This is a genomic window from Xanthocytophaga agilis, from assembly GCF_030068605.1.
GTDB lineage: Bacteria > Bacteroidota > Bacteroidia > Cytophagales > 172606-1 > Xanthocytophaga > Xanthocytophaga agilis.
On record NZ_JASJOU010000002.1, the window covers coordinates 601953 to 626094 of the forward strand.

The 24142-nt window shown below is 38.2% G+C and carries 24 protein-coding genes; 16 read left to right on the top strand and 8 right to left on the bottom strand.

What is annotated here, in order from left to right; genetic code table 11:
• Window positions 1-35 precede the first annotated feature (35 nt).
• The 3 genes from rho to QNI22_RS09295 form a co-directional block, all read right to left on the bottom strand.
• The gene (gene rho, locus QNI22_RS09285; protein ID WP_314510378.1) at window positions 36-1715 is read right to left on the bottom strand and encodes a transcription termination factor Rho; all 1680 of its coding nucleotides are present in this window, start codon (window positions 1713-1715) and stop codon (window positions 36-38) included.
• Between the two features lie 487 nt (window positions 1716-2202).
• The gene (locus tag QNI22_RS09290) at window positions 2203-3345 is read right to left on the bottom strand and encodes a mechanosensitive ion channel family protein (protein ID WP_314510379.1); all 1143 of its coding nucleotides are present in this window, start codon (window positions 3343-3345) and stop codon (window positions 2203-2205) included.
• 338 nt (window positions 3346-3683) lie between these two features.
• Complete coding sequence (locus QNI22_RS09295; protein ID WP_314510380.1) at window positions 3684-5876, bottom strand: S9 family peptidase; 2193 nt, start codon at window positions 5874-5876, stop codon at window positions 3684-3686.
• A gap of 166 nt (window positions 5877-6042) precedes the next feature.
• Here QNI22_RS09295 and QNI22_RS09300 point away from each other — a divergent pair, with 166 nt between their 5' ends.
• Together QNI22_RS09300 and QNI22_RS09305 are read left to right on the top strand one after the other, a co-directional pair.
• Complete coding sequence (locus tag QNI22_RS09300) at window positions 6043-6414, top strand: DMT family protein (protein ID WP_313993736.1); 372 nt, start codon at window positions 6043-6045, stop codon at window positions 6412-6414.
• A 61-nt stretch (window positions 6415-6475) separates the two neighbouring features.
• Complete coding sequence (locus tag QNI22_RS09305; protein ID WP_314510381.1) at window positions 6476-7462, top strand: AAA family ATPase; 987 nt, start codon at window positions 6476-6478, stop codon at window positions 7460-7462.
• A 51-nt stretch (window positions 7463-7513) separates the two neighbouring features.
• On the opposite strand, the gene tilS is transcribed toward QNI22_RS09305, so the two are convergent.
• Window positions 7514-8839 (bottom strand): tRNA lysidine(34) synthetase TilS, encoded by a 1326-nt coding sequence (gene tilS, locus QNI22_RS09310; RefSeq protein WP_314510382.1) that lies wholly within the window; start codon window positions 8837-8839, stop codon window positions 7514-7516.
• Window positions 8840-9057: 218 nt separating this feature from the next.
• On the opposite strand from tilS, the gene QNI22_RS09315 reads away from it, so the two are divergent.
• The 8 genes from QNI22_RS09315 (at window position 9058) to gloA2 (ending at window position 15675) form a co-directional block, all read left to right on the top strand.
• Window positions 9058-10680, top strand: a complete 1623-nt coding sequence (locus QNI22_RS09315) for an OstA-like protein (protein ID WP_314510383.1) — start codon at window positions 9058-9060, stop codon at window positions 10678-10680.
• A gap of 175 nt (window positions 10681-10855) precedes the next feature.
• Complete coding sequence (locus QNI22_RS09320; RefSeq protein WP_314510384.1) at window positions 10856-11275, top strand: T9SS type A sorting domain-containing protein; 420 nt, start codon at window positions 10856-10858, stop codon at window positions 11273-11275.
• Between the two features lie 252 nt (window positions 11276-11527).
• The gene (locus QNI22_RS09325; RefSeq protein WP_314510385.1) at window positions 11528-12361 is read left to right on the top strand and encodes an outer membrane protein assembly factor BamD; all 834 of its coding nucleotides are present in this window, start codon (window positions 11528-11530) and stop codon (window positions 12359-12361) included.
• 29 nt (window positions 12362-12390) lie between these two features.
• Window positions 12391-12723 carry a DNA-directed RNA polymerase subunit omega gene (locus QNI22_RS09330; protein ID WP_314510386.1) on the top strand — a complete coding sequence of 111 codons (333 nt, stop codon included), beginning with the start codon at window positions 12391-12393 and terminating at the stop codon, window positions 12721-12723.
• A 107-nt stretch (window positions 12724-12830) separates the two neighbouring features.
• Entirely contained in the window at window positions 12831-14066 is a 1236-nt protein-coding gene (gene coaBC / locus QNI22_RS09335) for a bifunctional phosphopantothenoylcysteine decarboxylase/phosphopantothenate--cysteine ligase CoaBC (RefSeq protein ID WP_314510387.1), read from the top strand.
• Window positions 14067-14086: 20 nt separating this feature from the next.
• Window positions 14087-15019 (top strand): type IX secretion system protein PorD, encoded by a 933-nt coding sequence (gene porD / locus QNI22_RS09340; RefSeq protein WP_314510388.1) that lies wholly within the window; start codon window positions 14087-14089, stop codon window positions 15017-15019.
• 13 nt (window positions 15020-15032) lie between these two features.
• A complete protein-coding gene (locus tag QNI22_RS09345) occupies window positions 15033-15260 on the top strand; it encodes a hypothetical protein (protein WP_314510389.1) in 228 nt (75 codons plus the stop codon).
• On the top strand, window positions 15241-15675 hold the full coding sequence (gene gloA2 / locus QNI22_RS09350) for an SMU1112c/YaeR family gloxylase I-like metalloprotein (protein WP_419836224.1): 435 nt from the start codon (window positions 15241-15243) through the stop codon (window positions 15673-15675). The genes QNI22_RS09345 and gloA2 overlap by 20 nt, the downstream gene beginning before the upstream one ends.
• A gap of 36 nt (window positions 15676-15711) precedes the next feature.
• On the opposite strand, the gene QNI22_RS09355 is transcribed toward gloA2, so the two are convergent.
• A complete protein-coding gene (locus QNI22_RS09355) occupies window positions 15712-15939 on the bottom strand; it encodes a hypothetical protein (protein WP_314510390.1) in 228 nt (75 codons plus the stop codon).
• Between the two features lie 205 nt (window positions 15940-16144).
• Between QNI22_RS09355 and recN the strand changes: the two genes are divergently transcribed.
• The 5 genes from recN to QNI22_RS09380 all read left to right on the top strand — a co-directional run bounded on the left by recN (window position 16145) and on the right by QNI22_RS09380 (window position 21429).
• Window positions 16145-17809, top strand: coding sequence for a DNA repair protein RecN (gene recN, locus QNI22_RS09360; protein WP_314510391.1), 1665 nt, complete (start codon window positions 16145-16147; stop codon window positions 17807-17809).
• 98 nt (window positions 17810-17907) lie between these two features.
• Window positions 17908-18330, top strand: coding sequence for a hypothetical protein (locus QNI22_RS09365; protein ID WP_314510392.1), 423 nt, complete (start codon window positions 17908-17910; stop codon window positions 18328-18330).
• A 9-nt stretch (window positions 18331-18339) separates the two neighbouring features.
• The gene (locus QNI22_RS09370; RefSeq protein WP_314510393.1) at window positions 18340-18831 is read left to right on the top strand and encodes a peptide deformylase; all 492 of its coding nucleotides are present in this window, start codon (window positions 18340-18342) and stop codon (window positions 18829-18831) included.
• Between the two features lie 197 nt (window positions 18832-19028).
• Window positions 19029-20648: an ABC-F family ATP-binding cassette domain-containing protein gene (locus QNI22_RS09375; protein WP_314510394.1), complete on the top strand. Its 1620-nt coding sequence runs from the start codon at window positions 19029-19031 to the stop codon at window positions 20646-20648.
• Between the two features lie 226 nt (window positions 20649-20874).
• Complete coding sequence (locus QNI22_RS09380) at window positions 20875-21429, top strand: hypothetical protein (RefSeq protein WP_313993766.1); 555 nt, start codon at window positions 20875-20877, stop codon at window positions 21427-21429.
• 15 nt (window positions 21430-21444) lie between these two features.
• On the opposite strand, the gene QNI22_RS09385 is transcribed toward QNI22_RS09380, so the two are convergent.
• From QNI22_RS09385 to QNI22_RS09395, 3 genes are read right to left on the bottom strand one after another with little or no spacing between them, the layout of a single operon-like run.
• Window positions 21445-22335 (bottom strand): TonB family protein, encoded by an 891-nt coding sequence (locus QNI22_RS09385; protein WP_314510395.1) that lies wholly within the window; start codon window positions 22333-22335, stop codon window positions 21445-21447.
• 13 nt (window positions 22336-22348) lie between these two features.
• On the bottom strand, window positions 22349-22987 hold the full coding sequence (locus QNI22_RS09390) for an MBL fold metallo-hydrolase (protein ID WP_314510396.1): 639 nt from the start codon (window positions 22985-22987) through the stop codon (window positions 22349-22351).
• 57 nt (window positions 22988-23044) lie between these two features.
• The gene (locus QNI22_RS09395) at window positions 23045-23752 is read right to left on the bottom strand and encodes an SAM-dependent methyltransferase (protein ID WP_314510397.1); all 708 of its coding nucleotides are present in this window, start codon (window positions 23750-23752) and stop codon (window positions 23045-23047) included.
• A 138-nt stretch (window positions 23753-23890) separates the two neighbouring features.
• Here QNI22_RS09395 and QNI22_RS09400 point away from each other — a divergent pair, with 138 nt between their 5' ends.
• Window positions 23891-24103, top strand: a complete 213-nt coding sequence (locus tag QNI22_RS09400; RefSeq protein WP_314510398.1) for a DUF2905 domain-containing protein — start codon at window positions 23891-23893, stop codon at window positions 24101-24103.
• Window positions 24104-24142: the final 39 nt, after the last annotated feature.

The window sequence follows — 24142 nt, forward strand, 5'->3', positions numbered from 1 at the left end:
GCCTTTGTTTTTGTAAGGTATCAATATATTTATTCTTATCGATTCATTGAAATTAGGAACTCTTCGTTGTTACGGGTACCTTTCATTCGATCCAGCAGGAATTCCATTGCTTCACTAGAGTTCATATCTGACATATGCTTCCGCAGTATCCAAATTTTGCCCAACTCTTCTTCTGTCATTAATAGATCTTCACGACGAGTACCTGAAGCTGGAACATCAATAGCAGGGAATACACGTTTGTTAGACAATTTACGGTCCAGTTGCAACTCCATGTTACCCGTACCCTTGAATTCTTCGAAGATTACCTCATCCATACGAGAGCCTGTTTCGATCAAGGCAGTTGCAATAATAGTCAGTGAACCACCATTTTCAACGTTACGGGCAGCACCAAAGAAACGTTTAGGCTTATGTAGAGCATTTGCATCCACACCACCAGATAGGATTTTACCAGAAGAAGGAACTACTGTGTTGTATGCACGTGCCAGACGAGTAATAGAGTCAAGCAGGATTACTACATCATGTCCACACTCTACCATACGTTTCGCTTTTTCCAAAACGATACTGGATACTTTCACGTGGCGTTCAGCCTGTTCATCAAAAGTAGAAGATATTACTTCCCCTTTTACACTACGTGCCATATCGGTAACCTCTTCCGGACGTTCGTCAATCAACAAGACAATCAGATATACTTCCGGATGGTTTTGCGCAATAGCATTGGCGATCTGCTTCAATAATACAGTTTTACCAGTTTTAGGCTGTGCCACAATCATTCCACGTTGTCCTTTACCAATTGGAGAAAAAAGATCAAGGATACGGGTTGAATATTCAGTAGGAGTAGTACTTAATTTGAGGCGTTCATTAGGGAACAGAGGTGTCAGATACTCAAACGGAATCCGATCACGAATTTCTTCTGTTGTTTTTCCATTTACGGTTTCTACCCGTAAAAGGGCAAAATATTTTTCACCATCTTTCGGAGGACGAATTGCTCCACGAATACTATCACCGGTTTTTAAACCAAATAGTTTGATTTGGGAAGGAGATACATAAATATCATCAGGACTAGCCAGATAATTATAATCGGCAGATCTTAAAAATCCATATCCATCAGACATAATTTCCAGTACCCCCTCATTTTCAATCAACCCATCAAACTCTCGTACATTGTATAAGCTGTTTTTCTTATTATTGTTCTGATTCTGGTTTTGATTTTGATTCTGATTGGGATTCTGGTTCTGGCGAGGTTCATGATTACGGTTCTCCCGATTGCCATTTATCTCTTTTGGTTCTTGCTTTGGCTCTTTTTTCTCAATAACGGCCGGAGTTTTTTCAAGCAGCTCTGTAGCTGTTACAGGTTCAGCAATCAACACTTCAGAAGTCTCCTCTTTATGAGCAACACCATTGGTTTGTACAGGTTGTTCTTTTTCAGCAGGCTTTACGTTTTCACGTTTCATCCGCAAACGTTTCCTCTCATGAGGAGTGTTATCTTTTTCAGGAGTAGGTTCTGCAGCTTTAGGTTCTGGCGTTACTTCTGTTTTAGGCTCAATAACCGGATTAGCACCAACAAATTCTATCTCAGGCATAACAGCCTGACGATCAAGAATCTTATAAACAAGATCTTGTTTCGCTAATTTTTTGTAATTGGCAACGCCTAATTGTTCGGCAATATCACGCAGTTCAGACAAGAGCCGAAGATTCAAATCATCAATGGTGTACATAAAAGAATAAGTTACAGGGGAGTGTAGTTCCTGTGAATGTGGATAAAAAGTGGATGACTCTGATAGTTGAAATGAAATTTAAGTTAGAATAATAGCAAAAGAAATGCGACTATGGATGTAAAAAGAGGCACGGAAGCCTACATTATAGATATCAACATGATCCGTATCAATCAGCGCTACCTGTTTGTTGAGAACAGAACGCAACGAAAACAACAAGACCTGGGATGATTTTTTCTTGATTGGATGGTGCAAATATAATATTTTGTTTATTACTACTCTATACTCATCAAAAAAAAATTACAGTTTTTTATTTAAATAATAGAGTATAAATCGACCTGTTTGTTAAAACCTACCAGTAAAGGAAGATTCTCTTAATTTTTAAACTAGGTTTCGAGAAATTATTATCAGGAAATCCATTCTGGTTGTCAAAATCAAAGAAGTCCATTCAATTCTACACAAGTAAAATGCCAAACTTTTAACAAGCCAATTATTTCTCCATAATTCTAAATACACTATCTTTACTTTTATCATCTACTTCAAGAAATATGGTACGAGTAGGATGAGCAAAAGAAACCCCATGCTTGTTTACGATTTCTACAATGCGGTAATTAATTTCTTCTTTAACCGCATTAAAATCCTCCCAAACCACAGCCTCTACAAAATACAGAATCAGAATATTCAAGGAACTTTCTCCAAAATCTATAAATCGTACTTGTCCTTGTTCGGTACGTGTCAGTGGATGTTCCAGAATAGCCAGAAGAATCTCCTCGCAAATTGCCTTTACTTTTTCAGGGGGAGTATTATAAGGTAATCCTATAAAATACCGTGCCCTACGAAATCGCCGCTGAGTCAAATTGTCTAAAGGTTGATCAGTCAGCATTTTATTAGGCAAAGTCAAAAAACTTTTGTCCAGCGTTCGAATTCGTGTGCTACGAAAACCTACTTTTTCAACAGTTCCTTGAATATCACCTACCTGCACTGTATCTCCTACAACAAAAGGTTTGTCCAAAAATATAGTAAAGGAAGCAAATAAATTTTCCAGACTTTCTTTTCCTGCTAGTGCTACCGCCAAACCACCAATTCCCAAACCTGCAATAATGCTGGAAACATCAAGGCTAAATACGGCACCCAAAATAACAAATATCCCCAGAATAAACAGAAATACTTTTATAACCTCCTTAGCAAAAGGTGCAAGTTGTGATTTAATAGGTGATTTAGTACGTTCTGCACGATGTAAAGTTACCAATGTAAAAAAATCCACAAATCGCATGACCATCCAGGTCACAACAATGATAATTCCAACCTGATATCCTTTTAAAATAAGAAACCGCAATCCAAACTTTGTAATTGGAGCTAGATTCCACCACCATGGAAAACGTAAAAAAGAGAATGCAGTATACAATACTACCAGTGTCAGAAACGCTTCAAAAGGAGCACGCAAAAGATCAATAAACTCTGTAACACTCAGGTTTTCTGTACGTTTCTTTATAATACGATAAATTACACGGCTCAATAATAAAGAAAAGATACTCTTTAGCAAAAGCCATGAAATCAGAATACCAGCACACCAGAGAATATTCTCAACGCGATTATCAAACAAGCGTTGATTCAGAAATTGTTGTAGATTCATTCAATCAATGTAGAGATGGCAAAGGTAGGAGATTTCTACGTTCGGAAATAGTACTCCTAGCATGATATTAATTTTTCTACTTCTAATCCTTACCGGATAATTTGTCAAAACTATTCTTATAAAGAGGAATATCTGAGAAAGCTTCAGAAAATAAAAGCAGAGAATTACATTATTACCATATATTTAAAGGTAACATTCCTGCAGTTAGCAAAGTTGCAACTAACCTAAAAATATATGACAGGAAAAATTCACTTCAGATAACACATAATAAAAGCCACCTATACCTGAAAAGATTCTATAACAAACTAATCAAAGATACAGATGGCTTTTTAAAAGCATCACAAATTCTCCAGAATAAAGTTTGTCATTAAATTATACAAATGAATACGAGATTTTCCTCTCACTCCATGTGCCTGATTAGGATAGACAAACGTTTCAAATTGTTTGCCATTATTAATCAACTCTTGTTGCAAAGCGATAGAATTTTGAAAATGCACATTATCATCACCTGTACCATGTACCAGCAAAAACTTTCCTTTTAGTTTGCCAGCATGTGTTACGGGTGAATTATCATCATAACCAGCAGCATTATCCTGAGGACGTTTCAGATATCTTTCAGTATAGATACTGTCATAAAACCGCCATGTAGTTACTGGTGCTCCACTAATCCCCATCTTGAAATAATCTGCTCCTACTGTCATACATAAAGCTGCCATATATCCCCCATAGCTCCAACCATGAATACCAATACGTCCAGCATCTACATAAGATTGTTTTCCCAGATATTTAGCACCTTCAATCTGATCCTGAACTTCATATTTTCCCAGATTGGCATATGTCACCTGCCGAAATGCAGTTCCTCTGGCACCAGTTCCCCGGTTATCTACACACGCTACAATATATCCTTTTTGCGTAAGTAACTGAAACCACATAGATTGTAATGACCACTCATCTGTTACCTGCTGGCTTCCAGGCCCACCATATACAAACATAAAAACAGGATACTTCTTATTGGGATCAAATGAGACAGGTTTCATCATCCAACCATTCAGGGTTACATTATCAGGCGTAGTAAACTGAAAAAATTCTTTCTTTGTTAAATCCTGTTGTTGCAATTTGGATTTCAACACTTCATTTGTTTCCAGCATCTTTACCAACTTTCCTGTAGGAGCTGTATACAAACCGACAGAAGCAGGTGTGTTAGCATCTGAAAAAGAATCCAGATAATAAGAGAAGTCTACACTAAAGTTAGGACGGTGTGTTCCTTTAGCTACACTTAATTTCTTTTTAGTTTTTCCATCTAATGAAATAGAATACAGATGGCGTTCCATAGGAGATACTTCAGTAGAAGTAAAGTATACTAACTTTTTCTTCTCATCCAGGCCCAGAAAATTAGATACTTCCCAGTTTCCGTTGGTGATCTGGCGAATTAGTTTTCCATTTATATCATATAGGTACAGATGCTTAAATCCGCTTTGTTCACTGGCGTGGATAAAGTGTTTCCCATCAGCCAGATAAGTCAGGTGATCTGTAAACTCCAGATCTACATAAGCATTGCTGGTTTCTGTTAATATAGTGGTGGTTTTTCCGGTAGAAGCGTCTGCATGCAGAATATCCAGTTTGTTCTGCAGACGATTCATACGTCTCACTGAAAGAACATTGGGATTATGTGTCCAGTTGATGCGTGGAATATAGATATCAGTTTCTGTCCCTATATCTATTTTGGCAGCAGATTTTTTTGCCAGATCAAAAACAGAGATTGTAATAACTGAGTTTTTTTCTCCTGCTTTAGGGTATTTGTATCGATAGTCTACAGGATATAATTTCCCCCACACCTGCATGTTATATTCAGGCACTTCAGTTTCATTGAATGTATAGTAAGCGACCTTTGTGCCATCTGCATTCCACTCAAACGCCTGAGTAAATCCAAATTCTTCTTCATATACCCAATCTGTACTTCCATTAATGATATGATTAAACTTTCCATCTGTTGTCACAGCGCTTTCTGTACCAGCTTTCAGATCTGCAATGAACAAGTTGTTATCCCGTGTAAATGCCACCTTGCTGCCATCCGGAGAAAAAGCCGCATTTGACTGTTTGCCACCAGATGATAGTTTTGTCACCTGTTTGGTTTTCAGATCATATATATAATAAACAGCTTTGCTGGAGCGACGATAAATAGATTCTCTTTCTGTCGCAATCAGTAACTTGTCTTCATTGGGGCTTAACTCATACCCATCTACTGAGTTAGCCTGACTTCCCAATACATTAGCCTGGAATAAAGTTTCCACAGGAGTTCCTGTTGTTACATCATATTTTACAACAGTAGCTTTGCCATCTTCTCCCTGAACAAGAGAAGTATAAAAGCCTCCATTTTTCATCCAGTTTACTCCCTGTACACCTTTCGGATTAAAGGTCGGACGAGCAAAAATGTCTTCAATAGTAAGCTGAGCCTTTTGAGCCAGCAACTTTTCTGTAGCAAACAGAAGTAAAATAAGTAAAACAAGGGGTAGGAATAACGGTTTTCTCATTTTAAGGATACAATTGGTTTAGTGTTTGTCTCTGATACTATACAACTTCGCTTCTATAGCTGGAAATCTGTGCATCAGCAAAAATATCTTTTTTATGTGAAATCCGAACTGAAAAATGATATTGACAAAAAAGGTTACTTTTGTAGCTCAAATCTGAAAAACTATAATGAAAGGCATCTACTCCATTCTCTTGTTGGTTTGTTCCAACATTTTTATGACCTTGGCCTGGTATGGGCATCTGTATTTCAAAAATTTCACAAAACTGCAAAAGTTAGGGATCTTTAGTGTGATTCTGATCAGTTGGGGACTGGCCTTCTTTGAGTATATATTTCAGGTGCCTGCCAACAAAATCGGCTATAAGGAGAATGGGGGTCCCTTCTCAATGTTTGAATTAAAGACTATTCAGGAAGCTGTTTCACTGATTGTTTTTACACTTATGATTGTTTTTGTCTTTCGGACAGAAAAACCGGCATGGAATCACCTGGTAGGCTTTGCACTTATCATCCTTGCTGTTTTCTTCATATTCAAGAAATGGTAAATTTTAAGTCCTGAATAGATTTATTGATTAAACGAACAAACTGGATACCGACTTATATTCTATGGAGATTACAGAAACAGACCGCGTTAAGTTACACCAACTAAAAATAAAGCAGGTAATGGCCGAAATGAGCAAGGTTGTGGTAGGTCGCGAATATCTGCTCAATCGGTTGCTAATTGGATTATTTACAGGTGGTCATATTCTGCTGGAAGGTGTACCAGGTCTGGCCAAAACACTTATTGTCAATACATTATCCAAAGTTTTATACCTTAACTTTCAGCGCATTCAATTCACTCCGGATCTGCTACCAGCCGATTTGATCGGAACAATGATTTACAATCAGCGAACAGGAAACTTTGAAGTTAAGAAAGGACCTATCTTTGCTAATCTCATTTTGGCAGATGAGATTAACCGATCTCCGGCAAAGGTGCAATCAGCCCTATTGGAAGCTATGCAGGAACGCCAGGTCACTATTGGAGATACCACATTTCCTTTGGATAAGCCTTTTCTGGTACTGGCAACTCAGAACCCTGTAGAACAGGAAGGTACTTATCCCCTACCAGAAGCTCAGGTAGACCGTTTTATGATGAAGGTATTTGTAAGCTATCTGGACAAAAATCAGGAACTGGAAGTAATGCGTAGAATGTCCAATATGAACTTCTCAGGCCATGTCAATCCTATTCTGGAAAAAGACGACATATCGAATATCAGAAATGAGATTAATAAAGTGACAATTTCTGAATCCTTGGAGAAGTATATTATTGAACTCATCTTTGCTACCCGTCAGCCACAGGATTATGGATTAAAGGATGAGGCACATTATGTTCAGTTTGGAGCATCCCCTCGGGCAAGTATCAATCTGAACCGGGCAGCCAAAGCAATGGCGTATCTGAATGAACGTGATTATGTACTACCTGAAGATATCAAAGAAGTAGCTCCAGATGTGCTGAACCATCGACTTATTCTCAATTATGAAGCAGAGGTAGATGGAGTAACACCTTCCAAGATTGTAGATACGATTTTGAAAAAAGTTGCGATAGGCAGATAAAAGAAGAAGGTCTTAAATCCGGATTTAAGACCTTCTTCTTTTATAACATCTTTATCTTTCCAGTGAAATCTGATATACTTCAGTAGTTTCTTTGGTAAGTTTAAATCGGTCATCAATGCGCATACCCGCAATCCATACAATATCATCCCCTGATAAAAGAACATAGGTTCTCTCCTTTATATTTACTGGTACTTTTTCATCTATCAGGAAATCACTTACTTTTTTCTTTTGCTTCATTCCCAATGGGCAAAATTTATCACCCTGCTTCCATAAACGTATCTTTAACGGAAATTTCAGGGTTGCCAGGTCTAAAGCTGCAATCTTAGGAGAAGAAGGAATTTTAAATCCTGACGCAGATACTTTCTGAATAGAAAGTGAAACCACTTCATTCTGAAACTGAGTAGTATCTGCATCAATAGTAGCCGGAATATAGGACTGTAATCCCTTCGCAGTAATCACCAACTCTGTGCGATCTTTTATCAATCGATAAGAAGGTGAATCAAATTGCCTGCCCGATTCGGCACCTAATGTTTGCCAGATATCATTCACCTGTGTATAGGTAAAGTGAAATGGCTTCAACAACTCATGCAACTTGATGACAGGTTCTATCTCTGTCTGTAGTTTTTCAAAATTAATATAGGTTACTCCACCCTCCTGACGCATTACAACAGCACGCGTTTTTTCGACCTCAGCCAGAAATATCTTTTCCACTGCCAATACTCTGTCTACTGTATGCTCAATGGTATGTTCCAGATTGGGGTTGATATTTTTTAATAAGGGAATCACCTCATTCCGAATTAGATTACGATGGTAATGAGACGATTGATTGGAAGAATCTTCACGCCATGCCAACTGGTTCTCCACCACATATTCATATATTTCCTCTCTATTGGCAAATAACAAAGGTCTGGCAATACGTCCGTTCTTAGATTGAATGCCATGTAATCCAGCAATGCCTGTTCCTTTTGTCAGGTTAAATAATACGGTTTCCAGTGTATCATTCAGATGATGGGCAGTAGCAATCACAGAAAAGCCATTATTCTTACAAATTCCTTCAAACCACTCATATCTCAGTACTCTGGCAGCCATTTGAACAGATACTTTCTCTTGCAGAGCAAAAGCTTCTGTATCAAACTGTTCCGAGTAAAAAGGCACCTTGTATTTCTTCGCCAGCTTTTTCACAAACAGTTCATCTGCATCAGATTCTTCACCTCTCAAACCAAAATTACAATGTGCTACAGCAAAGTTTAATTTGGCTTTGTAGAATAAATGAAGCATTACAACAGAATCCATCCCTCCACTAACTGCCAGAAGCACTTTTTCATCAGGCTGGAATAATGTTTTTTCGTTAATGTATGTTAAAAATTTTTTTAGCATGAGAACAAATGTGAAATTTACGTCCGCATAAATCGGATACAAAACTGTGAAAAATTTTGGTTAGATTTTTGATAGCAGATAAGATTAATTACCAATGTCTTTAACCTTTCCTGATCCTTACATAAAGCTGTCAGAAAGAAAAGTAAATAAAGTGTGTGTCACATTTTTACGTACAGGGTAATTAATTCACAGCAGTCAAATCTTCATCGTATACTTTCATGCAAAAATTATTTGGATATTTAAGCTATTTACTCTTATTCTTTTTGACTGTTCCTGTTCTGGCACAGCAGAAAGAAAAAATCACACTTGAATTTGCAGATAGTCTGATTGGAGCAGTAAAAAATGGACAGGAAACACGCCGTTTGATTGGTAATGTACGGTTACGTCAAGGCACTACTACAATCAATTGTGATTCGGCTTACTTATACAATTACAAAAATTTTGTAGAAGCATACGGACATGTTCGTATAGTACAAAATGATTCCATCGTCATCACAGGTAATAATGGTACCTATGATGGTCAGACCAAGTTTGCTAAAATGCGGGAGAATGTAGTCATGAATGATGGTAAAAAAACACTGACTACCGAACAACTAGACTATGATATGCGAAGCAATCAGGCATATTATCCGGACAACGGTACAATTGTCGAGGACGATAATACCATAGTTAGCAAGCAAGGTTATTACAATACACAAACTAAAGTGTTTACTTTTGAGAAAGATGTTGTAATGACTAACCCAAAATATAAGCTAACCTCTGACAGAGTTATCTACGACAGCCATACCAAAGTAGCCTACTTTACTACTTTAACTCATATTGAAGGCAAAGATGGAACACTGGTTTCTACAGATGGAGAATATAATACGGTATCCGGCCAATCTGTTTTTCGTTCCCGCAGTTCTATTGACTATGATACCTATATCCTAACAGGAGATCGACTCAATTATGACAAGCTGAATCAATTGGGTGTAGCGACAGGAAATGTTATTTTGTTTGCAAAAAAAGACAGTGTCATAGTAGAGGGAGATACAGCCCGTTATTTTGGACAAGCAGGAATCTCCAAAGTATATGGAAAGGCATTAATGAAGAAGCTAATGAAGAAAGATACTCTATATATTACCGGAGATACACTGGTATCTATAGAAGACAAAGCTTCTAATTCCAAAAAGATATTTGCCTATTTTAATGTACGCATCTTCAAAAAAGATCTGCAGGGTAAGTGCGATTCTCTGGTATATAATCAAACAGACTCAACTATTCAGTTTTATCATGATCCTGTGTTATGGAACGATAAAAGTCAATTGATGGCAGATACGATGCGGATTCAGCTTGTAAACAATGCCATTGATAAGATGTATCTCAAGACAAATTCGTTTGTTATTTCGCTGGATACATTGAAAAACTATAATCAGGTGAAAGGACGCCAGATGGTTGCTTATTTTGATACGACCAGTCAGCTATACAGAGTTACAGTCAATGGCAATGGAGAAAATGTAACCTGGGTGCTCAACGATCAAAATACCAATATACGAGGTGTAAATAAGGTAGAATGCAGCAACATGATTATCAATCTTACAGATGGAAAAGTGAAACGGGTTGCATTCTTAAATAAACCAGATGCAGTATTTATCCCTCCGCATGAGATAGTTGAACCAGACACACGATTAAGAGGATTTAAATGGAGGGAAAAAGAGAAACCTGCCAGAAAAGATGTATTGGTGCGGGAAGAGTTGCCGTTGCCTGTATCTAAAAAAAACAACAAGAAGGAACCTGTAAAGCCTAAGAAGACAATAGAGAAGGACAAAAGCACAAATAAAACAACAAGCAAAGTAAGTTAAGACCACCAACAGTTTGTCGCGGAAAAACAACCACTAAGACAAACAATAAAACAGTTTGTCCAAAAGTAGTAACGGATAGCCTTTTTTATTATTATATTTACCTAAAATTAATTTCTGATATTAATACCTATACTTTTATTTCATTAGATAGAAACATTCAACCTGCTACTATAACATGAGACAACTTTTACTTATTTTTTTATCCTCATATTTTTTAACCTGTTCAGTGGGGGTTTGGGCAGTGACGCCAACAGAAATTCGGATTGATTCACCTTCTGTAAAATATACGCATACAACATTTCAGGGAGGCATACCAGCATTCTCTAATGATAAAATCACCATTTCTGGTATATATCCCAATCCAGCAACCACGACAGCAGCATTGGAATATGATATCACTGGAGAATTAAAGGAAGCAAAAATATTAATCAGCAATGTTTTGGGCAGTAGCATCGGAGAATATAAACTAACACGGGATGGCCATAAAATGCAGTTAGATACTTCTGAATTTGCGCCTGGTATCTACTTCTATACATTATCAGTTGATGGTAAAAGTATTTTTACCCGAAAGCTTATTATCCGACATTCATCTTAGATAACTATAGCCTACACATTTGTTATTTTACTCTCATCTTCAACTATCTATATCCTATATATTATTTCTACCAGCTCTCTCTTCTTGGTATTTCGCTATGTGCAGAAAAATACGTTTTCTTACAGTTTGTGCGTTACTATATCCTGAGAACAAGAATATTCAGAACCTTAAACAAATGAAACGCTTTACAATGAGAAGATTAAGCATCAAAACATTGTAAATTAGCCCCACAACCGTTATATTTGCGCTCTTATGCAAAAAAATTGGATTATCTTAGCAATTATCCTGCTTTCTCTATTTACTACCGGATGCAGTGAGTTCGAAAGATTACGTAAAAGCAATGACCTGCCAAAAAAAGTAAAAGCAGCATTTGAATATTACGATCAGAAAAGATATTACCGCGCCGATATTTTATTTGAAGAAGTATTGCCACTGATTCAGGGAGCGCCAGAAGCAGAAAAAGGCACATTTTATCATGCTTACTGCAAATATTATCTGGGAGACTATGTTCTGAGCAAGTATCAGTTTCAGAAATTTTATGAAACTTATGCACGTAGCCAGTTTGCTGAAGAAGCGATGTATATGAGTGCAGTTTCTCTTTATGCAGACTCACCTATCTATACTTTAGACCAAACCAATACAATTGAAGCTATTGGAGCACTTCAGAATTTTATTAATACATATCCCAATAGCAAATATGTAGAGGAAAGCACGAACCTGATTAATGAACTTCGTGTTAAACTTGAAAAGAAAGCATTTGAAGCTGCATTGTTGTACTCCAGAACAGGTAATCATAAAGCAGCCTTGGTTGCATTTAATAACTTTCAGCGTGGTTATCCCGATTCTGACTATAATGAAGAAGTAGCTTTTCGCAAAGTAGAAAGTGCTTACCTTCTGGCAGAACAAAGTATTCAAAGTAAACAAGTAGAACGTTATCAGGAAGCGATTTCATCTTATGAAAGTTTTCTGGACAGATATCCTCAAAGCAAGTTTTTGCGTCGTGCAGAAACTTACTATGAAAAAAGCCTGAATACAGTAGGAGAAGCCAATAAAAATCTCCAGACTCAAAAGGCTCAAGAACAATAAGTATTTTCGTCATTTAATTCTATTTAGATATGATAAAGCCCAATGTTTCAGCATCTATCTTAACTCGTGATAACGATAAGTTGGCAGAACCAACCGGAAATGTATACGAATCAGTGTCTGTAATAGCACGACGTGCTCGTGAACTTGCGATGCGCAACAAAGAAGAGTTAAATAACAAGCTGGCAGAATTTGCTTCAACAGTTGACAATCTGGAAGAAGTTTTCGAAAACCGTGAGCAGATCGAAATTTCCCGTTATTATGAGCGTCTGCCAAAGCCTGCTTCTGTAGCGATAGATGAGTTTCTTGCAGGAAAGCTATTCCGTCGTTTTCGTGATGAAGAAGGAGATAAGACTCAAGAGTAATACGATATAAGATTACATTGCTAAAAGGTTGAGAGACTGAAAAGTTATAAGCATACTTTTCAATTTCTCAACCTTTTGTTTTAGCTTGAGAGCCTAATACAAATGCTATGCTTGCAGGTAAAAAAATAATTTTAGGTATTACAGGAAGCATTTCAGCCTATAAAGCGGCTCTCCTGACCCGATTGCTTGTGAAATCCCATGCAGAAGTCAGAATCATTATGACAGATGCTGCAACCGAGTTTATTACGCCACTTACACTAAGCACTCTCTCCAAAAATCCGGTTCTGAATAAATTTGTCAGGAATGAAAGTGGTGAATGGAACAATCATGTAGAACTGGGTCTCTGGGCAGATTCCATGATAATAGCTCCAGCCTCAGCCAATAGCATAGCCAAATGCGCTAATGGATTTTGTGACAACCTGCTTACTGCTACATATTTCTCAGCTAGATGTCCTGTATTTTTTGCCCCAGCTATGGATCTGGATATGTATAAACATCCTGCAACCCAAGCTAACTTACAGAAACTAACCTCATTTGGTAATCAAATCATTCCAGCAGAAAATGGAGAGCTCGCTAGCGGATTGGTAGGAGAAGGTCGTTTGGCAGAACCTGAACATATTGTTTCTTTTCTGGAAAAATATTTTTCACAGTCTGAGATTTCTAATAAGAAATCTCTTGCAGGAAAGAAAGTGCTTATTACAGCAGGTCCAACCTATGAGCCACTTGATCCGGTGCGATTTATTGGAAATCACTCGACGGGAAAAATGGGTTTTGCCATAGCGGAACGGATGGCAGCACATGGTGCACAGGTTGAGCTGGTAACAGGTCCAACTCACCTACAATTGACAAATTCCAACATTCATATTACCAGAGTACTTAGTGCACAACAAATGTTTGAGGCATCAGCCAGGATATTCCCTCAGTCAGATATCACTGTGTTAGCGGCAGCTGTAGCAGACTATCGTCCGGCAGAAATTGCAGATCAGAAAATAAAGAAGAAGGAAGATAGCTTTACACTCAATTTAGTTAAGAATGTAGATATTGCGGCTACTCTGGGGCAACAAAAACAGCCTGGACAGATTATGGTAGGCTTTGCTCTGGAAACGGAAAACGAAGAAAGTAATGCACAGGAAAAACTAAGAAAGAAAAACCTGGATATGATTGTACTAAATAGTCTGAATGATAAAGGTGCGGGGTTTGGACACGATACAAACAAAATCAGCGTTATTCAGAAAGATGGAAATCTTCAACGCTTTGATCTGAAGTCCAAAACAGCAGCAGCAGAAGATATTACCAACCTGATTATAGATCTGCTTGTTGAAAAAGCTGCTCAGACTTCATAACTTCTTATCGCATGATTAAAATGAGAAAATTTATTTATACATACTTCCTGGTATTAGGGTTCATAATAGTAAATCACCTTCAGGTAGTAGCCCAGGAATTACGCTGCAATGTAAAGATAAATGCAAGCAGTAACCAGATAGCATCTAATGTTGGTACCATTAATGATACGCAGATCTTTACAGAAATGCAGCGGGCAATGACTCAGTTTATGAATAATACCCGCTGGACCAATGACAATTTCAAAGATTCAGAAAAGATAAACTGTAATATTGTTATTACCATTACAGCAATACCAGGTGTGGGCCAATACGAAGCCCAAGCAATTATTCAGTCTTCTCGCCCTGTTTATGGAACAGATTATGAATCTGTTGTAATGAGTTTTGTGGACAGAGCATTCCGATTCACCTACAATCCGGGCGAACAAATGAATTACAATGAGGCGGCCTTCACCTCCAATCTGGTATCCATGTTGTCTTTTTATGCCAATATTATCATTGGTCTGGATTATGATACCTTTAGCAAGGTAGGCGGAACCGCTTACTTGCAAAAAGCAGCTGCAATTTCTACACTTGCCAGTCAGGAAAGTAATGATGATTCATGGAAACCAAACAGTGATACCCGAAGCCGCTACTGGCTGGGAGAAAATCTGAACAGCCCACAAATGCAGTCGTTTCGGGAAGGATTATATACTTATTATCGTGTAGCCATTGATAACTATGCAGCGAATGGAGATCAGGCCCGAAGTCAGATACTAACATTTCTAAACAATGTAAAACAAATCAATCAGATTCGTCCCAACTCCATCTGGACAAATACATTCTTTGATACAAAATCCAATGAGTTGATCAATATATTCTCAGAAGGGAATCCTCAAGATAAAGTAAAAGCATATAACCTTCTGGTAGAACTGGATCCGACCAAGGCTGACAGATACCGAAAGCTAACCAGATAATCTTCAGACGAGCATGGGAAAACGACAAAAACGTATATTTCAACAGGATCTTATACATCAGTCTGCTTTACTGACAGGTAAAGAAGCCAATGTAACTCTTCACAATCAAAGTACTTTTCATGGCCATATACTGGAAATAACTCCCGAGAATCTGAAATTTCAGGATATGCGTCTGAAAAAACACCTTTTATATATAAAGGATATAGCAGAAGTAATCGTTGATGCAACTACTCAATGGTAGTGTACAATCTGATTTTATTTATATAGCTCATATGCTCCACTCTCTCCATCACGTTGCTATTATCTGTTCTGATTATCAGAAATCTAAAAAATTTTACACAGAGGTTCTGGGTCTAACAATTGTACAGGAAACTTATCGTATGGAACGCGATTCCTGGAAACTTGATCTGGCTGTTGGGAACCATTATCAGATCGAACTATTCTCTTTTCCCAATCCGCCTGTACGGGTTTCCCGTCCCGAAGCAAGAGGATTACGCCACCTGGCTTTTGCTGTAACAGATCTGGAAGGAAGCATCGGAAGACTCACTCAGTATGGAGTGATCACAGAGCCTATTCGTACAGATGAATTAACAGGAAAACGTTTTACCTTTTTTTCAGATCCGGATGATTTGCCACTGGAACTATATGAACTTTGATAAAATACCGATTGGCAGAGCCAATCGGTGGATACTTTACTCTCGCTTCCATTGCGTTCGCCGAAATTTCTTCCAGTTGCGCTGATACTTTGATACTTTGGCATTAGTTGCTTCGAATCCATGCGGAAAGCAGAATGAACAACCACCCATATTATCACAATTTTCTATTCTGGAAATACGAACATTAGAAAATTTAATGGGTAAGGCAATAAATCCTGTTTCATCACAGCCAAAGGCATCTTTAAACTTTTTGTTTATTTTCATAAAGCATCTGATTAGGTGAAAACCTAATACAGAGCACCTTTGCGAAAATTGGGTAGGTAGATCATAAACTTAAACCAAAAGTAATAGTCCGGATGTTTACAAAGATACAAAAAGCCATTACATTGCAGCATTGTGATAAAATGTGTATTTTAGTAGGTTAAAAACAAACAGCTATTGGCTTTTATTTAGATATTCTATTTCAGAAATGCTGACAAATCTCTTTATAAAAAACTATGCATTAATTCGGGAATTCGAAATGCAACCCGACCCTGAACTAAGCATCATTACAGGTGAGACAGGTGCCGGAAAATCCATTATGCTAGGGGCTATTGGCTTGCTATTAGGCAATCGTGCTGACACACGTGTACTCTATGACGAGGGAGAAAAATGTGTAATAGAAGGCACCTTTGACGTTCCTGATCACGACAGTCTGATACATATCTTTGAAGAAGAGGAACTGGATTATGATGCTACCAATATTATACGCAGAGAAATCAGTCCCAGCGGCAAATCCCGAGCATTTGTCAACGACACGCCTGTTACTCTTGAAACTCTGCGAAAAATCGGCAATCTGTTGGTAGATGTTCACTCCCAGCACGATACGCTTCAATTAGGCTCCAATGAATATCAGTTGTATATCATTGATACGTATGCACAAAACCAGACCATTCAGAATGATTACCGACAAGCCTACCGACTCTACAAAAAACACGAGCATAGCTATGAAGATCTGGTAGCCAATGCAGATACACTCAGAAAAGAACTGGATTACAATAAGTTCCTTCTGGATGAACTGGCAGAAGCAGATCTGACAGCAAATGAGGAACAGGAAATGTTGGAAGATCAGTTGAAAATGCTGGAGAACGCGGAAGAAATAAAAACTAAGTTGAATACTGCTATTGAGATAATTACTAATTCTGAATATGCAGTAAATACCAATCTACGTCAGATAGGAGCCATTTTAGGCCAACTCAGTAACCTCTCCAGTAAATATACGGGATTGAAAGAACGTGTAGAGAGTTGTCTGATTGAATTGCGCGATGTAGCTTCAGAACTGGAAACAGAAGAAGTAAATATTGAGTTTGATCCCGAACGAATCAATCAGATTCAGGAAAGGCTCTCCATGATTTATCGCCTGCAGAAGAAGCACAATGTTGAGAGTATACAGGAACTGCTTAGCATACAGGAAGTACTCGAAGCCAAAGTTGGGAAAGTACTCAATTTTGATGATGCAATAGCTGAGGCCAAAAAGCAGATGGATAAAAGCTTTGAAGCGCTCATGAAGATTGCTCAGAAGTTATCTGCTACTCGTACCAAGGTAATTTCCAGCATCGAAAAAGAACTGATGGAACTGTTAAAAGATGTAGGTATGCCTAATGCAACTGTATCTATTCAGCATGATGTTGTAAAACCAATAGCCAATGGCATTGATAGTGTAAACCTTCGTTTTTCAGCAAACAAAGGCATGAAGCCCCAGGAATTGAAAAGTGTTGCCTCAGGTGGTGAGTTTTCCCGGTTGATGTTGTGTGTTAAATATCTTCTGGCAGATAAAACATCTCTTCCAACCATCATCTTTGATGAGATTGATACAGGTATATCAGGAGAGGTAGCTATCAAAGTGGGACGTATGATTAAACGTATGGCTCAGGCAAAACACCAGGTACTGGCCATCAGCCACCTTCATCAAATTGCAGCCAAAGGAAATGTACACTACTTTGTATATAAAGATAACTCTGCAGAAAAGACTGTTAGTAAGATTAAGAAATTGAGCGAACAGGAACGAATCAATGAAATTGCCAAAATGATTGGAGGTGAAAACCCATCAGAAAGTGCGATCAAAAATGCCAAAGAGTTACTGGAAACAGCCTGATATATTGACAAGCCATCTTTTAGAGATGGCTTTTTTATGGATTCTGTCTCTTTGGTGCATCTATGGAAGAAATATCTTAAACCTTAATTACTTCCACGATGCGTTTACTAATACCATTAGTCTTTAGCTCATTCATTTTCTTTGGTTGTAGAACAAGTTCTGTTTCTTCTACTCATACTCCCCCTGTATTGCTTGACAGCTCAACAATCAGTTTAACAGCTGTATCAGAAGATTCTTCGTATGGGTATACAGAAAAGAATCCAATACAAACAGGTGGTGGAGCTGCAGGAGAAAGACGATACCTGAATGCACTTACAGGTCCCAATGGTGAAACTGTGACCTATGTACGTTTGGGAAGTTGTTGTGCATTTAAAACCCCCAATGGCATTATCAATAATACAGGTCTTTTAGATAAATATGAGGTTCGGTATGAAGGGTTAAACAAATCTGTAATACTTTATCTAAACATGTATGATACAGGCGAAATGAAAGCACCTGTTAATTTTGGTTATAAAAAGTAAAAGTATACGATGAAATCAGATCAGGTTTTGTTATTGGGAGATCCCCGTTTACATGAAGTTTCTACTCTGGTAGCTCAGGAAGAATTAGCGGGCTTAACACCTGTCATTCAGGATTTGCACGACATCTTGTTTGAATTTAAAGCCCGTTTTGCTCATTATGGCGCCTTCAGAGCCATTGCAGCTCCACAGATTGGAGTTATGAAACGCCTTATATACATGTATATTGACAAGCCTGTTGTTTTCATCAATCCGGTTCTAACAAATTTAAGTGCTGAAATGATAGAACTATGGGATGATTGTATGTGTTTCCCTAATCTGCTGGTAAAGCTACAAAGACATAAAAGTTGTACGATAGAATATCGGGATGAACATTGGCAACTGCAAAGCCTATCCTTAACAGATAGCCTGTCTGAACTACTCCAGCATGAATATGATCATCTGAACGGAATTTTGGCAACCCAACTTGCAATAGATGCTCATTCGTTTCGATGGAGAAAATAAATTTCGATCATACAAGGATTACTTACTAGTTATCTAATTAAAGGTTGAGCAGGCAACCTTTTCCTATCAAAGTACCACAGGAAAGCTTTGTCTGCTCTTATTTTTATTTTTAGAGTGGAATTCTGTTACTTCCTGTAAGTTCCTACGGGCTTTTTTGGTAACTTTGCACCCTTACACATCATACCTACAAAAAATCCATGTTAACAGTCTCTAATCTTTCGCTGCGATTCGGAAAGCGGGTTTTATACGAAGATGTCAATCTAAAATTTACACCCGGCAATTGTTATGGTGTAATCGGAGCAAATGGAGCCGGAAAATCTACTTTTTTAAAAATAATCTCAGGTGAAGTAGATCCTACGACAGGTTCTGTAAGTATCACACCAGGAGAACGGATGTCTGTGTTAAAGCAGAACCACTTTGAGTTTGATGAATATCCTGTTTTACAGACAGTAATTATGGGAAACCGGAAGTTGTATGATATCATGCTTGAAAAGGATGCGATCTATATGAAACCAGATTTCTCAGATGCAGATGGAGAAAAAGCAGCTGAACTGGAAGGAAAGTTTGCGGAAATGAATGGATGGGAAGCGGAAAGTGATGCAGCAACGCTACTCAGTAACCTTGGAATTTCAGAAGACCTGCATGTTAAACTGATGAATGAACTATCCAACACAGAGAAAGTACGTGTGTTGCTGGCTCAGGCTTTATTTGGTAATCCGGATATATTACTGCTTGACGAACCTACCAACGACCTGGATGTGGAAACCATCATGTGGCTGGAAGACTTCCTGGCAGATTTTAAAAACACCGTTCTGGTAGTATCTCATGACCGCCACTTTCTGGATACAGTCTGTACACATGTGGTAGATATTGATTTTGGTAAAATTCAGTTGTTTACAGGTAACTATACTTTCTGGTATGAGTCCAGCCAGTTAGCAGCCCGCCAACGATCCGACCAAAACAAGAAGATGGAAGAAAAACGCCAGGAGTTACAGGAATTCATCCGTCGGTTCTCTGCAAACGTGGCTAAATCACGTCAGGCTACCAGCCGTAAAAAATTGCTTGAAAAACTGACCATTGACGAAATTCAACCTTCTACCCGTAAGTATCCTGCTATTTTGTTTAAACAGGAACGGGAAGTAGGCGATCAGATTCTGAATGTAGAGAACCTGTCTTATTCTTTGGATGGAACACCTTTATTTGGAAATATAACATTCCGGTTAAATAAAGGTGATAAAGTAGCTATTCTTGCCAAAGATGGTTTAACAATCAGTGCGTTTTTCCGTATACTGAATGAGGAGATTAAACCAGATAGTGGGGAGTTTAAGTGGGGAGTTACCATAAACAGATCTTATCTGCCTAACGACAACTCTGATTACTTTAATGTAGACCTGAATCTGATTGACTGGTTGCGTCAGTACTCAGTAGAAAAAGACGAAACCTTTATTCGGGGTTTTCTGGGTCGGATGCTTTTTACAGGCGAAGAAACGCTGAAAAAATGTACGGTATTATCCGGAGGGGAGAAAGTGCGTTGTATGATATCTCGTATGATGTTACAAAATCCGAACTTCCTATTATTGGATGAACCAACGAACCACCTGGATCTGGAATCTATCACAGCCTTCAACAATGGACTTAAAGATTACAAAGGTGGCGTTCTGGTGGCTTCACATGACCATGAGTTTTTACAAACGGTTGCCAATCGTATCATTGAACTGACCCCATCTGGCGTTATTGACAAATCAATGACCTTTGATGAGTATATTCTCAGCCCTGAAATTAAAGCATTACGGGAAGAGATGCATCAAATGGCCTAACATACCAGAGTACAGCAAAGGGATTCCTGCTCAGGTTAGTGAGAACAGGAATCCCTTTGCTATTTATCAAGAATAAAACAAAATCTTCAGAGCAAATCAACGAATATCTGTTAGATTTGAACTTATAATCAAATAATTCAGGCATGATTCTTTAAATTGGCATCATACCCAAACAAACCAGCCACCTTATTGTTAAATTTTACTACTCTAAAGCAAACAAAAGACAATGAAGTATTTAGTAATTGCATTGGCATTCCTATGGCTTTGCATGGCTTGTGATAGCAGCACAACCGAAACAACTTCATCTTCCGACACAGTTTCTGCACCTGTTGAGCCAACATTGCTCAGCCGCTTTAGTCCCCGACTTCAACAGGTAGTTAATACAGAATCCGGCCTTATACGTGGATTTACACCAGGTCAACCACTGGACTCTGTAATGCATCAGGAAACTGCAGTACTGGAAGAAGACAGTACAGATTATAAAGGATACCTGTTGGGAAATACAGTCAATACAGACACCAATGCACTGGATATCCGTTATTTCTTCAATCCAAAGACACGTGTGACGGATAGTCTGACAATAGATACATATGAGGAATCCGATTCTCTGATGAAAGAACTAGCGAATTATTTTACCGTTCGTTTTGGAGAACCTGTTATTAAAGAAAAGAAATTATTAACCTGGAATCTCAATAACAACCAAATCGTGATTCGGGATGTAGGTGTCAAACTCTCACCAGGCTTACAAGTTGTAGCTAGAAAATCTCCCAAGCATCACTAATTTGTTAGTGATGCTTTATTTTAATGAAAAAGTTATTGGCAAAGAGTATTTGACAGGTACAGCACGTCCACTCTGAATACCAGGAAGCCAGCGAGGCATCAGTTTTAGCATACGAATCACTTCTTCGTCACAACCATAGCCCAGTCCTTTTGTAATAGTTATATCAGAGACAAACCCATCTGCTCCTACTACAAACCCAACAAAGACTTTTCCTGAAATGTGGTTTGCGCGAGCCTGATCCGGATAAATAATATTTGTACTGATAAATTTTCCAAACTCTGCTATACCACCGGGAAACTCAGGCATGATTTCTCCAGAGTCAAATGTACTTTCATATACATTCTTTTGTCCATCTTCTTCATATCGCACGCCCTTTATAAGTAGACCATTCTTATATAGTTCTTTATAAAGTAACTGAGTTTCTTCTTTGTCTTTATACACAATTACTTCTCCATTTCCATCTGTTACGGTTTGGCTACCATACACATCCCAATAATTTATCAATACTCCTTTTACCCTTGGTGCAGCCCATTCTGTTTCTTTCTGTAGTTGACCATTGCTATACCAGTAGCACCCTTTTCCTACTGGATAACCACTCAACCACTCTACCTGACTCTCAAGAATACCATTTTCATAATAAGAAACAGTAACCCCTTCCGGCTTTCCATTTACATGGGGCTTCAGTTCTTTTAAAGTACCATCACGATAATATGTCTTTAAATCGCCTGTTATCTTTCCGCTATTATCACGAAAACCTTCCTGATAATAGATAGCCATTTCCATTTCTTTTATTTGTACCCAGTTTTCATCAAAATATTCTTTAAAATGCCCTTTAGAAACAACTGGATTGCTGGTAAAACTTATGGGTTTAGATAAAAGAGATTTCAGATAGTTAAATACTTTCATACAAGAATGTATTTTAGTGAAGATATGGATTTGCCCGCTTCTCCTCTCCTACTGTAGTCATTGGGCCGTGACCAGGATAAACCTTTACTGTATCTCCCAATGGAAATACTTTTTCCCGAATGCTTCTCAGCAATGTCTGATGGTCTCCTCCTGGTAAATCAGTACGTCCAATACTATGCTTGAACAATACATCTCCTCCAATTAGAACACCGTCTTTCTCAGAATAAAAACCAATATGACCAGGAGCATGTCCGGGTAGAAAAAGCACTTTGAGTTGTGTACTTCCAAAAGATACAACGTCTCCTTCTTCCAGAAAACCATCCGGCTCAGCAGGCTCATACCGCACAAATCCATAGATAGAAGCATAGGTTATGACGGATCGTAAAGTAGCTTCGTCCAATGGATGAATAAATAAAGAAACACCAAATGTTCGCTTCACATAGGCATTGCCAAACACGTGATCAAAATGGCCATGTGTATTCAATAACTTTATTACTTTCAATCCTTTCTCTTCAATAAATGCTGCCAATGTTTCCTGCTCATCCCGTTCATAACAACCTGGATCAATAATTACACACTCCAGCGTATCATCATAAAGAACATAGGTATTTTCGGCAAGAGGATTGAAAGTAAAAGTTTGAATATGAAGCATACTAGTAGATTCTGGTAGGTTTGGAATAAGTATTTAGAAATAGAGTTAAAAGAGTGTTTATGCATACAACAAAAAAATTGTTGGCTTTTTATGCAGATCGGGTTTACCGGCGTTCCACTGTTTGATAGTTTTGGTGACAATCATCTCGTCAGGAGCAGTTACCTGAGTAGCAATGCAAAGCAATGTCTGTGGTTGACAGTTTTGCAAAATATCTTTCAGCAAAGAATTGTTGCGATAGGGAGTTTCCATAAAAATCTGCGTCTGTCTTTTCTGGATAGCCTCTTTCTCAATGTTTTTTAATGACTTAACACGTTGTACCTGATCTATGGGCAAATAGCCATGAAACACAAACGACTGCCCATTCATACCGGATGCCATTAATGCTAACAGTATAGATGACGGACCAATCAGCGGTACAACCTGAACACCCTGCTGATGCGCCCATCGAACTGCCACATTACCAGGGTCAGCTACTCCAGGGCACCCCGCCTCCGATAAGATACCAGCATCCTTTCCTTCCAGTACAATTTTTAACTGTTGGGTAGTCTCCGGTTCAGGCGTATTCTTATTGAGTTCATAAAATATCATAGACTCAATACGACGTCCAGTTTGCAGTTCGCTTATAAATCGACGGGCTGTCCGCAATTCTTCTGCAAAGAAATAATCCAGTTGTGTGATAACCTCTTTAATTTGCGGAGATAACACACGAGTAGACGTATCTGGAGCCAGTACCGTCGGAATCAAATATAGTTTACCTTTGTTCAAAACAATGAAGATTTATTCTGGAGGGCGAAGTTCGGATTTATTTGGATAGTACGATAGCACAAAGACTTAAAATTCGAAATACATCGTTCAACAGCCTTTTAGATAGGCATTTCTCAAGTAGATTATTGTTGTAAAAATATGGGCAGGACACTTATTATTCTCGGCATTATTCTGGTCATAGTAGGTATAGGAATTACCTATGGCCCTCGTTTGCCTTTTCTGGGGAAGCTGCCAGGAGACATTTTGGTAAAGAAAGAAAACTTTACATTCTACTTTCCGCTAGCAACCAGCATTCTGTTAAGCATACTATTTTCACTGGTGTTATATCTGATTCGTAAGTTTGGACAATAAACAAACCCAAAGGCCAGATTTCTCTGGCCTTTGTAGTCT